Source organism: Mycobacterium sp. IDUB_17 (assembly GCF_055419465.1).
Map to the genome: position 1 here is coordinate 78,685 of NZ_JBVAXS010000007.1, position 12,928 is coordinate 91,612.

A 12,928-nucleotide genomic window follows, 5' to 3' on the forward strand; every position below is an offset into this window, starting at 1 on the left:
TCCCTTCTGTGTCCATTGCCTGTGGGTTCATCTTCCGAGCAAGGCGAGTCTAAAACCGGGGGCCGACAAGTCCTGGGACCTGCAGCGGCATGGCCTAACCTGGTTGGAATGGCCGACCCGATCAGTCCGATCAGAACCCTGCTGCTGATGCGCCACGCCAAGTCGGACTATCCCGACGGGGTGGCCGACCACGACCGTCCGCTCGCCGCCCGCGGCATCAGGGAGGCCGCGCTGGCCGGCGACTGGATCCGGGCCAATTTTCCCGCGGTGGACGCGGTGTTGTGCTCCACGGCGACGCGGACCCGTCAGACGTTGGAACGCACCGGCATCCAGGCACCCGTGCAGTTCGCCGAACGCATCTACGACGCCCGGCCGGGCACCGTCATCGACGAGATCAACGGTGTGTCGTCACGTTTCGGCACCGACCCTTCCACGGTATTGGTCATCGGGCACGAACCCGCCATGTCCGCCGTCGCGCTCGGACTGGCCGACGGATCCAACCGCGCTGCGGCGGAGAGCATTTCGTTGAAATTCCCGACCTCGGCGATCGCCACGCTGCGCACCGGCCACCCGTGGGACCAGCTCGAGCTCGGCGGCGCGACGCTGGTGCGTTTCCACGTGCCTCGCTAGGAGTTGGTGGCCAGCGTCAGTTCCATGAGCTTGATGGCCATGGGGCAGGCATCGATTCCCGGCGCCTGCGGATTGACCCACCAACCGACCACACCGGCCGCGTCGCTGGCCACGCCGCATGCACCATTGAGCCCGTTGGGCCTCATGACGATCGAATCGACGCCGGCGATCCGGCGTTGTTCGATCGCGTACTGCAGCTTCTCGGCGGTCTGGCGCTCGTTGGCCAGGCTGCCCTGCTCGTACCAGAACCGGGTGATGTCGACCAGGCCGGCCGGGTTGGCCGCCTGCCAGCGGCACACCGCGCCGACGAACGTGCTCTGGATGTCCAGCGGGTCGGCACCCACCGTCTTGGCCAGGATGTCCTGGGTCAGGACATCACATTCCTTGAGCAGGTTGGGGTAGGTCTTCTCGGACTTGTTGTTGCTGGGGCCGCCACTGGACCCCTCCTTGGCCGCGGTGCCGTCCACCGTGGTGGTGCAGCCGGTCAGCCCGACGAACACCGCCAGCCCGGCGAGCACAGCCATCGGTCCTCTGATCCCAAGTCGCGTCATCATTTGGAATTCACAATCGACTGGCGGGTCAGCTCCTTGGCGACCTCGCACGGATCGGGATAGGGCTTCTGATCGAAGCTCACGGACCATTCGATGAAATCGTCGTCGAACTGGATGCCGATCTCACACAGGTTCACGTCACCGGCCTTGAGCGGGTTCTCCCCGACGGCGATGAAACCGCCGTGGCCCTCGATGTTGATGTCCTCCACGCTGGTCCGCGACAGCTCCTCGGTCTTGCGTTCGCGGCCGATCGGGCTGCCCCGGAACCAGGTGAAGGAGAAGTGCGGTCCCAGGATGCTGCCGCCCTGCAGCCACTGGCAGCCCGAGGAATTGGTCGCGGTGTTGACCAGCCCCTGCACCTGGGTCAACTCGGTCACCGTCTGGTCGGTCACGCCACCGCAATGCGGAAAGTGCGGGCCGTGCTTGCCCGTTCCACCGGCACTCGGCGACTCGGTCTGCGGAACCTGCGGGGATGCCGGCTCGCCGGACGAGCAGGCGGCGAACACCGGAACCATTGCCGCAGCCAACACCGCGAAGGCTCTGGCGTGGGCGAATCGTGGCATGGCGGCCGTGCGGACAGTCACGCCATGCACTGTAGCGGCAACACCTATGCCCTATCCCGACATGCCGACTGACCTGGACTTTCACCAGCAAGGACACGACGGCGGCTGGACACCGACGACACCGCGCCGGTGTGCGAGAGTAGCCAGATGCTCTGGGCGCTGCTGCGACAGTACGTGCGGCCGTACCGGCGGCTGCTCGCGGTCGTCGCGACACTTCAGGTGATCAGCACCCTGGCCTCGCTGTACCTGCCGACGGTCAACGCGGCCATCATCGACGACGGGGTGGCCACGGGCGACACCGGGCACATCGTCGAGCTCGGCGGAGTGATGCTGGGCGTCACCGGTCTACAGGTGGCATGCGCCATCGGCGCGGTGTTCTTCGGGTCGCGGGCAGCCATGAGCTTCGGCCGCGATCTGCGTTCGGCGATCTTCCACCATGTCACCACGTTCTCGGCCGAGGAGACCGGCCGCTTCGGCGCCCCATCGCTGCTGACCCGAACCACCAACGACGTCGGGCAGATCCAGCAGCTGCTGCAGATGACCGCCACGATCCTGATCACCGCTCCGATCATGTCGGTCGGCGGCATCCTCATGGCGCTGCACCAGGACGCCGGGTTGTCGTGGCTGCTGCTCGTCAGCGTGCCGGTGCTGGCATTGACCAACTACTGGATCATCCGCCACCTGTGGCCGATCTTCCGTCGCATGCAACGGCTGATCGACGGGATCAACCGCGTGTTGCGCGATCAGCTGTCGGGCATCCGGGTGATCCGGGCGTTCGCCCGCGAACCCGTCGAACAGCGCCGGTTCACCGAGGCCAGCCAGGCCCTTTCGGCCACCGCACTGGACGCCGGGCGGTGGCAGGCGCTGATGCTGCCGGCCACCACCCTGGTCATGAACATCTCCAGCGTCGCACTGATCTGGTTCGGCGGGCTGCGCATCGATGCCGGGCACATGCAGGTGGGCTCACTGATCGCGTTCCTGGCCTACTTCATGCAGATCCTGATGGCCGTGTTGATGGCGGCGGTGCTGGCGGTGATGATCCCGCGCGCATCGGTGTGCGCCGAGCGCGTCACCGGCGTGCTGTCCACCCGTCCCCAGATCACCAGCCCGCACGATCCGGTCCGACCGCGAACTCTCACCGGCGAGATCGCCTTCGACGACGCATCGTTCAGCTACCCCGGCGCCGATCGCCCGGTGCTGCAGCAGGTTTCGTTGCATGTCCGGCGCGGTACCACCACCGCGGTCGTAGGGTCCACCGGCTCGGGCAAGTCCACCCTGCTCGCCATGATCTGCCGGTTCTACGACGTCACCTCCGGGGCGGTCCGCATCGACGGCCTCGACGTCCGAGAACTCGACCTCGAACAGCTGTGGGCGTCGATCGGCCTGGTCCCCCAGCGCGGCTACCTGTTCTCCGGGACCGTCGCCGAGAACCTGCGCTACGGCGCGGCACCGGGGCAGGAACTCACCGACGAACAAATGTGGGAGGCGCTGCGGATCGCGGCGGCCGACGACTTCGTTGCCGCTCACCCCGACGGACTGCAGCGCCCGGTGGCCCAGGGCGGCATCAACTTCTCCGGTGGCCAGCGCCAGCGGCTCGCGATCGCCCGGGCGGTGATCCGAAGGCCCGCGGTCTATCTGTTCGACGACGCGTTCTCGGCACTCGACGTGCACACCGATGCCCGGGTACGCGCCGCCCTGCGCGAGGTATCGGCCGACGCGACCGTCGTGATCGTGTCGCAACGGATCTCGACGGTGGTCGAGGCCGATCAGGTGGTCGTGGTGGAGGACGGCCGCGTCGTCGGCATCGGCACCCATGAGTCACTGCTCGCCGACTGCCCCACCTACGCCGAGTTCGCCGCATCGCAGGCGATCACCGCCGGAGACCGGCGATGACGGGGCCCGTGCTGCGTCGCTCGGGGACGCCCGTCGCACCTCCCCAACGCACCCGCGACTTCCGCGGGTCGGCCCTGCGTCTGCTCAGACGCCTGGTGCCGCAACGCGGTCTGGCGATCTCGGTGGTGCTGCTCGGCGTGGCCGGTGTCGCGATCGGGGTGATCGGCCCGCGGATTCTCGGCCACGCCACGGACCTGCTGTTCAACGGCGTGATCGGGCGCGGGCTACCCGCGGGGCAGACCAAGGAGCAGGCCATCGCGGCGGCCCGGGCCCGCGGCGACACCACGTTCGCCGACCTGCTGTCGGGCATGAACGTGGTCCCAGGTCACGGGGTGGACTTCGCTGCGGTGGCCCGCACCCTCGCGTTGGCGCTGGGCCTGTATGTGCTTGCCGCCGTGCTGGTTTGGTTGCAGGCCCGGTTGCTGAACGTCACCGTGCAACGCACCATGGTGGCGCTGCGGGCCGAGGTCGAGGACAAACTGCATCGGCTTCCGCTGTCTTACTTCGATTCCCGGCAGCGCGGCGAGGTACTCAGCCGGGTCACCAACGACATCGACAACATTCAGACCTCGGTGTCCATGACAGTCAGCCAGCTGCTGACCGCACTGCTGACAGTGTTCGCGGTGCTCGCGATGATGCTGACCATCTCGCCGCTGCTGGCGCTGCTGACCGTCATCACCGTGCCGCTGTCGCTGTGGGTGATCCACTGGATCACCCGCCGCTCTCAGCCGCTGTTCGTGGCGCAGTGGCGTAACACCGGGCGACTGGCCGCCCACATCGAAGAGACCTACAGCGGTTTCACCATCGTCAAGACATTCGGGCACCGGGAGGCAGCGCAACGGCGGTTCGACGAACTCAACGAAGAGGTCTACCGATCCAGCATCGGGGCGCAGTTCTTCTCGGGCCTGGTGGGGCCGGCGACCATGTTCATCGGCAATCTCAGCTATGTGGCCGTCGCGGTGGTCGGCGGCCTGCAGGTGGCGGGAGGGCAGATCACCCTGGGCAGCATCCAGGCATTCGTCCAGTACGTGCGCCAGTTCAACCAGCCGCTCGGCCAGGTGGCCGGGATGTACAACACGCTGCAGTCCGGGATCGCCAGTGCCGAACGTGTTTTCGACCTGCTCGACGCCGAGGAACAGTCGCCCGACCCGGATCCCCCGCTGCAGATCCACACGGGCCGCGTCGAATTCGACCGGGTGAATTTCAGCTACCTCCCGGACACCCCGGTGATCGAGGACCTGTCGCTGGTGGCCGAAGCCGGCAGCACCGTGGCGATCGTCGGCCCCACCGGTGCAGGGAAGACGACATGCGTGAACCTGCTCATGCGGTTCTACGACGTCGACTCCGGCCGGATCCTGATCGACGGCGTGGACATCTCGACGGTCAGCCGGCAGTCGCTACGGTCCTCGATCGGCATGGTGCTGCAGGACACCTGGCTGTTCGGCGGCACCATCTACGACAACATCGCCTACGGCCGACCGGACGCGACCGAGGATGAGGTACGCGAGGCGGCCAGGGCGGCCTATGTGGACCGGTTCGTACACACCCTCCCGAATGGCTACGCCACCCGCGTCGACGACGACGGCGGCGCCATCAGTGCCGGCGAGAAGCAGCTCATCACGATCGCGCGGGCGGTGCTCGCCCGGCCGCGGGTGCTGGTGCTCGACGAGGCGACCAGCGCGGTGGACACCCGCACCGAACTGCTGATCCAGCAGGCGATGGCCGAGTTGCGCCGGGACCGGACGAGTTTCATCATCGCCCACCGGCTTTCGACGATCCGCGATGCGGACCTGATCCTGGTGATGGACGCCGGCCGGATCATCGAACGCGGTACCCACGAGGAGCTCATGTCGCGGCATGGCCGGTACTGGGAAATGACCCGGGTTTAGCGCCCGAAATCCGTTACAAACCGTAGTGTCGGTGTAATGGCGACCGGTACCGTGCACACGTTCTGCCGGTACTGCCTGGCCTCGTGCGGCCTCGAGGTGACGGTCGAGGACAACCACGTGGTCAAGATCGCCGCCGACAAGCTCAACCCGCACACCTGGGGAGATTTCTGCGCCAAGGGCCGCACCGCCGGTCAGGTCGTGGAACACCCGCGGCGCATCATCGCGCCGATGCGCCGGGTCGGTGACACCTATGTCAAGGCGAGCTGGGACGAGGCGATCAGCGACATCGCGCAGCGGATGAACCGCATCATCGAGGCCGGGGGCCCAGATGCGGTGGCGGCCTACTACGGCAATCCGGCCGGATATTCGTCGTCGAACCTGGTGTTCATGAACGCCTGGCTGGACGCCATCGGCACGCACAACCGGTACGCGGTCGGATCGGTGGACCAGAACGCGCTGCACGTGGTGGCCGAGGCCATGTACGGATCGCCACTGATGGTGCCGGTGTCCGATGTCGACAACTGCGATTACTTCCTGATCGTCGGGGCCAATCCCGCTGTGAGCGCCTGGAATTGGGTGGAATCGGTACCGGGCGGCTGGCGTCGCGCGCTGGCTCGCCAGAAGCAGGGTGCGCGCATCGTCGTGGTCGACCCGATCCGTACCGAGAGCGCGCAGGCCGCCGATCTGCATCTGGCGGTACGCCCCGGCCAGGACTGGGCGCTACTGCTGGCGATGGTCAAGGTGATCCTCGACGAGGGGCGCGAGCACCGCGGCGATTGCGCCGAGCTGGCCACCGGGGTGGGCAATCTGCGCGCCCTGACCACCGAAGCCGACCTCGACGACCTGGCCGCGCGGTGCGACATCGCCCGCGACGTCATCGAGCAGGTGGCCCGCGAATTCGCCTCGGCGCCAGGGGCGATGGCCATCACGCGCACCGGCGTGTCGCTGCAGGCCGCGGGCACGGTGGCCGAATGGCTGGGGCACGTGCTCAACCTGATCACCGGGCGGATGGACCGTCCGGGTGGACGCCGCTTCGAGCCCGGCTATGTCGACACGCTGCGACTGGCCGGGCTGGCGGCGACCCGCCCGCACACGAGCCGGCTGGCCGGGCGGGATCTGGTGGCCGGCGCCCACGCGCTGGCCGAACTGCCCGACGAGATCACCACACCCGGTCGCGGTCAGATCCGGGCATTGGTGATCAACTCCGGTAACCCCGTGGTCTCCGGACCCGACGGGGCCAGCCTCGACGAGGCCCTGGCCCAGCTGGATCTCCTGGTGGCCATCGATCTGGTGCAGCGCGAGAGTCACCGGCATGCGCACTGGCTGTTGCCCGCGGTGCACTGGCTGGAACGCGATGATCTGCTGGCCTTCACCAGCGGCATGCACGACGAGCCCTATGTGCAGTACGGCGTGAAGGCTGTCGAGCCGCCGGACGGTGCCCGCGAGGAATGGCGGATATTCACCGATCTGGCGCTGGCCATGCGCCGTCCGCTGTTCGGCGCCAGAGGTCTCAACAGTTTTGTCCGCGCTACCCGGTGGCTGGGAAAGCGCTTCGGGCGGCCCGGGTTGTCGTTCGGGCCGCAGTGGATGGACCGCCTGATCATCCTCACCTCACGGAAGTTCGACGGGCACAAGCTCACCTGGCGCGAGCTCAAAGCGCACCCGCACGGCCTGGTGCTCGGGCCCCGGCAGTTCGGCCGGTTCCGCGAGGCGTTGCGGACGCCGGACCACAAGGTCCGTGCGGCGCCGGCAGAGTTCGTGACGCGGACCCGTGAACTGCTCGCCACACCGGATCTCGGGGCGCCCGAGGGTTTCCCGTTCCTGCTGGGCAACCGGCGCCGACGGCACTCGATGAACTCGTGGCTCAACGAATTGCCGGGCCTGCATCCGGCAGGCAAGGGCAACGAGGTGCTCGTCCACCCCGACGACGCCGCAGCGCTGGGCATCGCGGCCGGCGACCGGGTGCGGGTGGTCTCGCCGGTCGGGCGCTTGGAAGTGACGGCCTCCCTCAGCGACCGGCCCCGCCGCGGGGTCGTCGTGCTCGACCATGGCTGGGGCTCACGGGTATTCGACCCGCGACACGGCAGCGCACCGGACTCCTACGGGGTCAACCGCAATCTGCTGGCCGACCGCACATCGATCGATCCGCTCTCGCAGACCTCGACGCTGGGCTCGGTGTACGTCGGGATCGAGCGGGTCTAGGCGCCGGGGCCTTCGGAGCGCAGATCGTCGACCGTCTTCATGGCGTCGCGCAGCTTGTCCAGCCACTCCTCGGTGTGCTGACCGACCAGGCGCACCGACCAGGCCAGCGCGTCCGAGCGCGACCGCGCCACGCCCGCGTCGACCAGGGTGTCGAGCACCTGCCGCTCGGGCTGCTTGAGCCGGGTCATCACCGGTACGGCGATGTGGGTGAACAGGATTCGCTCGGTGCCGCCGTCGCCGGCACTGACCTCGACACCCCAGGAGACCTTGCGATCGAAACGGCCCTGCGCCTCGTCGGCGATGCGCATGCGCTCGCCACGAGTCTCCTCGCGGAACCGGGCTGCCCGCCCGGACGCGCGGGCAGCGGTCTCGCCTTCTGGATTGTCTGTGGCATCGGGAAGCCGGCCGATGACGGTGATCTCTTCACGGTCGACGATCACGGTCGGGTCGCCGGTGAACCAGGTATCGGGCAGTCGCCCCGCGAACCATTCGGCGGCCTCATCTGCAGACCGGCGATGGTGTTGATGTTTGTACATGATTACATGATTACACCGTTACACCGCAGATGGGACAGCGTTCACCCACGGCGAACGCGGTTTTTGCGGCTAAGCGGTCAGTTGCGCTTGAGCAGCAGTGCGGCGCCGCCGGCGAGCACGAGGGCCACCAGCAGCAGCCCCGCCCACCCTGGACCGGCTATCCACCACACGGCGCCCAGCACCACGATCGCCGGCGACACCGCGAACAGCACCATGCCGGGGTGCTGCTTGAAGACCGCGAGCGCACCCTGGGCGCGGATCGGGTCGATTTCCTTTGCCATGGCACCAGAATGCCAGCTGACCGGCCGCTCAGGTGGGCAGCAGCAGAATCTTGCAGTGTTTGTCAGGCTGCCGGAGTTCCGCGAAGGCATCGGTGGCCGAATCCAGCGGCAGCGTCGCCGTCACGAACGGCGCCACGTCCACCGTGCCGCTGACGATCCAGTCCAGGGCCCTGGCGAACTCGTCGGGGCGGTAGGCGAAGACGAAACGGATCGAGAGTTCCTTGGTGGTGCCGATTACGGGTGTGATGGTGTCCGGTTGCATACACACCCCGACCACCACGATCCGGGTCTGCGGCGGCACCGATTCCATCACGGTCGCGAGAATGCCTGGTACTCCGACACATTCGAACACCACCGTATTGGCTCGCTGCGGCGTATCCATCAGCGGAGACATGGGCACCGGGGTACCGGCCAGCTCGGCCCAGCTCTGGTACGGGCTGGTCACCGCGGGATCGATGACAATATCGGCGCCGATCTGCTCAGCCAGGGCACGGCGGCCGGGCGAGAAATCCGCCGCGACGACGGGCCCCACCCCGGCCGCCTTGAGGCAGGCGATGACCGACAGCCCCACCGGCCCACAACCGACGACGAGCACGGCGTCTCCGGGCTGCAAGTCGGCCGCGGCAACGGCGTGCACACCCACCGCCAGAGGTTCTGCCAAGGCCGCGTAGTGCACGGGGACATCGCCCGTCACCGGGACCAGGCGCTTCTCTTGCAGAACAAGGCGTTCGGCCAGCCCGCCCGTCACCCCCGGGGAGAGCCCCAACAGCTGCGGCCCGTCGCCGGTGTCCAGGTAGGGGACGGACGTGACCGCCGTACCGATCGGGACGATGCGTTCGGTGCCGGGACCGTAGTCGAGCACCTCACCGACGAACTCGTGCCCGAGCACGATGGCCGGCACCAGGTCCGGCATCGCGGCCTGTGACTCGACCAGGTGCAGGTCGGACCCACAGATCCCGCAGGCCAGAGGGGCTACGAGTACCTGCCCATGGCCGGGTACCGGCTCGACGACGTCCTCGACGCTCACCGAACCACGCTGCGCGATAACGGCTTTCATCAACCACCGAACCTCTCGCCGGACATCTGGACGAAGTTACCGTAGTCGTCACGGTACTTGCTGAGATCCACGACTTGTAGCCTGGTGTCGATTTCGCCTCCACCCGACGATTCGAGGAATGACTGTGAACGGAAACTGGCAACCCGGCTGGCTGCCCGACCCCGAGGGCCGCTACGAATACCGGTGGTGGGATGGGCAATCCTGGACCGACCAGGTGTCCCATCAGGGTCAGGCCGGCAAGGCGCCGATGGGCGCTGCCCCACAGCAGGCCCCGCAACAGCCACAGCCCCAGGTTCAGACCCAACCCACGGGTGACGGGTTCAACGGCATCAGCGGGGATCTCGTCGACGGGCGGTTCAGCGAGAAAGAGGCGACGCCGATCGCCAACCAGAACAAGAAGATGCTGCGGGTACGCCTCGGCGAACCCTTCATGGCCCGGCAGGGCTCGATGGTCGCCTACCAGGGCAACGTCGACTTCGCCTTCGAGGGTGGTGGCGCGTCGAAGTTCATCAAGAAAGCTCTCACGGGTGAAGGCCTTCCGCTGATGCGCTGCCAGGGCCAGGGCGATGTGTTCCTGGCCGATCAGGGTTTCGACGTACACCTGCTGCAGCTGTCCAACTCAGGCCTGTCGATCAGCGGCAAGAACGTGCTGGCCTTCTCATCGAGCTTGGACTGGAACATCGAACGGGTCCGTGGCGGCAGCATCGCCACCGGCGGCCTGTTCAACACCACCCTGCGCGGCACCGGGTGGGTGGCGCTGACCACCGACGGCCCGCCCGTGGTGCTCAACGCCTCCGAGGCCCCGACCTTCGCCGACACCAATGCCGTCGTGGCGTGGTCGGCGGACCTGCAGACCCAACTCAAGACCAGCTTCAAGGCGGGCGCGCTGATCGGCAGGGGCTCCGGCGAGGCCATTCAGGTCGCGTTCCACGGCAACGGCTTCGTGATCGTGCAGCCCTCGGAGGGTGTCACGGTTCCGATGCAGTAAGCGGTGCGCTGGGCGCCAGCTTCCCGCCGTCCCGAGTCAGCGCGTAGAGCGCGGCCGCGGATACCAGCCCGATTGCCGTGAGGCCCAGCCACACCAATTCGGCCAGGTCCGCGGCGCGCGCCGCGCCGATCAGCGAGCCGGTCGCCACGTTGCCCAGCAGGATCCCGACTCCGACGACGGTGTTGTAGAACCCGTAGTGGGTGGCCACCAGCCGATCGCCCGACAGCGCTACAACGGTGTCCATCTCGAACGGGAACACCGCGGCCGAGCCGAGGGCCAGTAGCGCGGACGAGCCGAGCAGTGCGGCCACCGCGGCGGCGCTACCGAACCGGTCGCCGTCCGGCACCACGGCCATCGGGACGAAGGCCGCCGCCAGCACCAGCAGACCCACCACCAGGCTGCGGCGCGGGCCCCAGCGGTCGGAGAACCACCGCGTGATGCGCAACTGGCCGCCCACCGCGATCAGGCCGGACACCACGAACACGGCTGCCACCAGTGCCGTTTCGTTCCCGGGCCGCAGCGCCGCAGCCTGTAGCGGCAACGCCAGATAGACCTGGAAGGACAGCACGTAGGAGCCGATCATCGCCACCGCGAACAACACGAACCCGCGGTTGGCGATGACGCTGCGCCAGTCGTCGAGTACCGAACTCCGCTCGGTGACCGGTTCGGGGCGGTGCCGCGGCAGTGCGAGCAGCTGGGCCACGGTCAGCACCGCGAAGACTCCGGCCGCTGCAGCGGCGGTCACCCGGAAATCGAAGGCCAGCAACGCCATTCCCACCAGCGGGCCCAGCAGGATCCCGGCCTGGTAGAACACATTGAACGTGGCGAAGGCCTCGAGCCGCCGGTCACCGGCGTCGGCGGCCAGATAGGCCCGCACCGCGGGATTGAACAGTGCCCCGGCGAAACCTGTTGCCGCCGAGGCGATCAGCATCGCCGGCAGGGAATCCGCGACGACGAGCAGACCGAACCCCGCAGTGCGCAACAGACACCCGGCGACGATCAGCGGCTTGTAGCCCAGCCGGTCGGCCAGGGTGCCGCCGACGATGAACATGCCCTGCTGCGAGAAGTTGCGCACTCCCAGCACCAGGCCCACCGCCCACGCCGCCAGACCGAGCGGCCCGGCGAGGTAGCCGGCCAGGTACGGCATCAACATGTAGAAGCCGAGATTGATGCCGAACTGGTTGACCATCAGCAGCCGGCTCGGCAGGTCGAAACTGCGGAACTGAGTGATGAGTCCGCTCATCGAGCCACCACCGTGGGGTCGACGACCGTCTCGCAGCGGGTCCAGGTTTGCACCACGCGGTCGGTGTGGTTGGCGATCGTCTCCGGTTCATCGGCAGGTTGGTGATCGAGCAGACCCAGTTCACGGCAGTAGTCGTCGTTGTACACCGTGTCGAAGTAGCGCTGCGGGCCGTCGGGGAACACCGCGGCAATCGTGGTGCCGGCCGGGTGGTTTCGGGCTGCCCAGCCGGCGACCAGACCGACCGCCCCGACGCTCCAGCCCCCACTCGCGTAGTACGTCGACGCCAGCGTCCGGGCGGCCCACACCGCGTCGGCCGGTGCGACCCAGTGCACCTCGTCGAACGCGGCGTAATCCACGTTGCGGGGATAGATACTCGAACCGAGGCCCCGCATGACGCGGGTCGCGGCGGGTTGGCCGAAGATCGTCGAGCCGATGGTGTCGACCCCAATCAGGCGCAGATCCGGGTTGAACTCCCGCAGCACCCGCGCCACCCCGGCCGAATGCCCGCCGGTGCCGACAGAGCAGACCAGCACGTCGACATGACCGATCTGGGCATTGAGTTCCAGCGCCAGCGGCCGGTAGGCCTCGACGTTGTCCGGGTTGTTGTACTGGTCCGGGTACCAGGCGTTTTCATCGGTTGCGAGCAGGTCGGCCACCCGGTCCCGCCGGGCCTGCTGCCAGCCCCCGGTGGGATGCGGTTCGGTCACCATCGATACCTGGGCACCGTAGGCGGTCAACATGCGCTCGATGATGGGTTCCAGACCCGGATCGGTCACCAGGGTCACCGGGTGGTGGTAGATCGTGCCGGCGAATGCCAGCCCCAGGCCCAATGTGCCACTGGTTGATTCGATGATGCGGCCACCTGGTTTCAGATCGCCGCGGGCCCGGGCCTGCTCGACCATGTGCATGGCGGGCCGGTCCTTCATGCCGCCGGGGTTGAAACCTTCGAGTTTCGCCCAGAATCCGCGCCCGGCGTCGGCGAACGGAGTGGACACCCACAGGGTGGGAGTGTGACCGACCATGGTGTTGGGACCATGGTTTCGGCGCAGGATGTGGAATGAACGGGTGGACAGGGCATGGTTCATGGATTTGCCG

General features: G+C 67.6%; 12 protein-coding genes. 5 read left to right on the forward strand and 7 right to left on the reverse strand.

Translation table 11 applies throughout. The features are described from left to right. Positions 1-108: 108 nt before the first annotated feature. The gene (locus tag ACZYZ7_RS26175) at positions 109-630 is read left to right on the forward strand and encodes a SixA phosphatase family protein (protein WP_463742177.1); all 522 of its coding nucleotides are present in this window, start codon (positions 109-111) and stop codon (positions 628-630) included. Here ACZYZ7_RS26175 and ACZYZ7_RS26180 read toward each other — a convergent pair. Continuing rightward, positions 627-1,154: a DUF3558 domain-containing protein gene (locus ACZYZ7_RS26180; RefSeq protein WP_286175105.1), complete on the reverse strand. Its 528-nt coding sequence runs from the start codon at positions 1,152-1,154 to the stop codon at positions 627-629. The two genes, ACZYZ7_RS26175 and ACZYZ7_RS26180, sit on opposite strands and share 4 nt — an antisense overlap. Positions 1,155-1,180: 26 nt before the next feature. Next, complete coding sequence (locus ACZYZ7_RS26185) at positions 1,181-1,744, reverse strand: DUF3558 domain-containing protein (protein ID WP_135460202.1); 564 nt, start codon at positions 1,742-1,744, stop codon at positions 1,181-1,183. A gap of 147 nt (positions 1,745-1,891) precedes the next feature. On the opposite strand from ACZYZ7_RS26185, the gene ACZYZ7_RS26190 reads away from it, so the two are divergent. From ACZYZ7_RS26190 to ACZYZ7_RS26200, 3 genes are read left to right on the forward strand one after another with little or no spacing between them, the layout of a single operon-like run. Then, positions 1,892-3,637 (forward strand): ABC transporter ATP-binding protein, encoded by a 1,746-nt coding sequence (locus ACZYZ7_RS26190; protein WP_463742178.1) that lies wholly within the window; start codon positions 1,892-1,894, stop codon positions 3,635-3,637. Next, positions 3,634-5,526: an ABC transporter ATP-binding protein gene (locus ACZYZ7_RS26195; RefSeq protein ID WP_463742179.1), complete on the forward strand. Its 1,893-nt coding sequence runs from the start codon at positions 3,634-3,636 to the stop codon at positions 5,524-5,526. The genes ACZYZ7_RS26190 and ACZYZ7_RS26195 overlap by 4 nt, the downstream gene beginning before the upstream one ends. Before the next feature lie 36 nt (positions 5,527-5,562). Then, positions 5,563-7,728 (forward strand): molybdopterin-containing oxidoreductase family protein, encoded by a 2,166-nt coding sequence (locus ACZYZ7_RS26200; protein WP_463742180.1) that lies wholly within the window; start codon positions 5,563-5,565, stop codon positions 7,726-7,728. On the opposite strand, the gene ACZYZ7_RS26205 is transcribed toward ACZYZ7_RS26200, so the two are convergent. From ACZYZ7_RS26205 to ACZYZ7_RS26215, 3 genes are all read right to left on the reverse strand, one after another. Beyond that, positions 7,725-8,264, reverse strand: a complete 540-nt coding sequence (locus ACZYZ7_RS26205; protein WP_135457137.1) for a hypothetical protein — start codon at positions 8,262-8,264, stop codon at positions 7,725-7,727. The two genes, ACZYZ7_RS26200 and ACZYZ7_RS26205, sit on opposite strands and share 4 nt — an antisense overlap. Positions 8,265-8,341: 77 nt before the next feature. After that, entirely contained in the window at positions 8,342-8,545 is a 204-nt protein-coding gene (locus tag ACZYZ7_RS26210) for a hypothetical protein (RefSeq protein WP_135457139.1), read from the reverse strand. A gap of 28 nt (positions 8,546-8,573) precedes the next feature. Beyond that, positions 8,574-9,602, reverse strand: coding sequence for a zinc-binding dehydrogenase (locus ACZYZ7_RS26215; protein ID WP_463742181.1), 1,029 nt, complete (start codon positions 9,600-9,602; stop codon positions 8,574-8,576). Positions 9,603-9,720: 118 nt separating this feature from the next. Between ACZYZ7_RS26215 and ACZYZ7_RS26220 the strand changes: the two genes are divergently transcribed. Next, positions 9,721-10,590 (forward strand): AIM24 family protein, encoded by an 870-nt coding sequence (locus tag ACZYZ7_RS26220; RefSeq protein ID WP_450069820.1) that lies wholly within the window; start codon positions 9,721-9,723, stop codon positions 10,588-10,590. Here ACZYZ7_RS26220 and ACZYZ7_RS26225 read toward each other — a convergent pair. Together ACZYZ7_RS26225 and ACZYZ7_RS26230 are read right to left on the reverse strand one after the other, a co-directional pair. Next, positions 10,571-11,833 (reverse strand): MFS transporter, encoded by a 1,263-nt coding sequence (locus tag ACZYZ7_RS26225; protein ID WP_450069821.1) that lies wholly within the window; start codon positions 11,831-11,833, stop codon positions 10,571-10,573. The genes ACZYZ7_RS26220 and ACZYZ7_RS26225 overlap by 20 nt on opposite strands. Continuing rightward, on the reverse strand, positions 11,830-12,918 hold the full coding sequence (locus tag ACZYZ7_RS26230; protein WP_450069822.1) for a PLP-dependent cysteine synthase family protein: 1,089 nt from the start codon (positions 12,916-12,918) through the stop codon (positions 11,830-11,832). Before ACZYZ7_RS26230 ends, ACZYZ7_RS26225 begins: the two co-directional genes overlap by 4 nt. Positions 12,919-12,928: the final 10 nt, after the last annotated feature.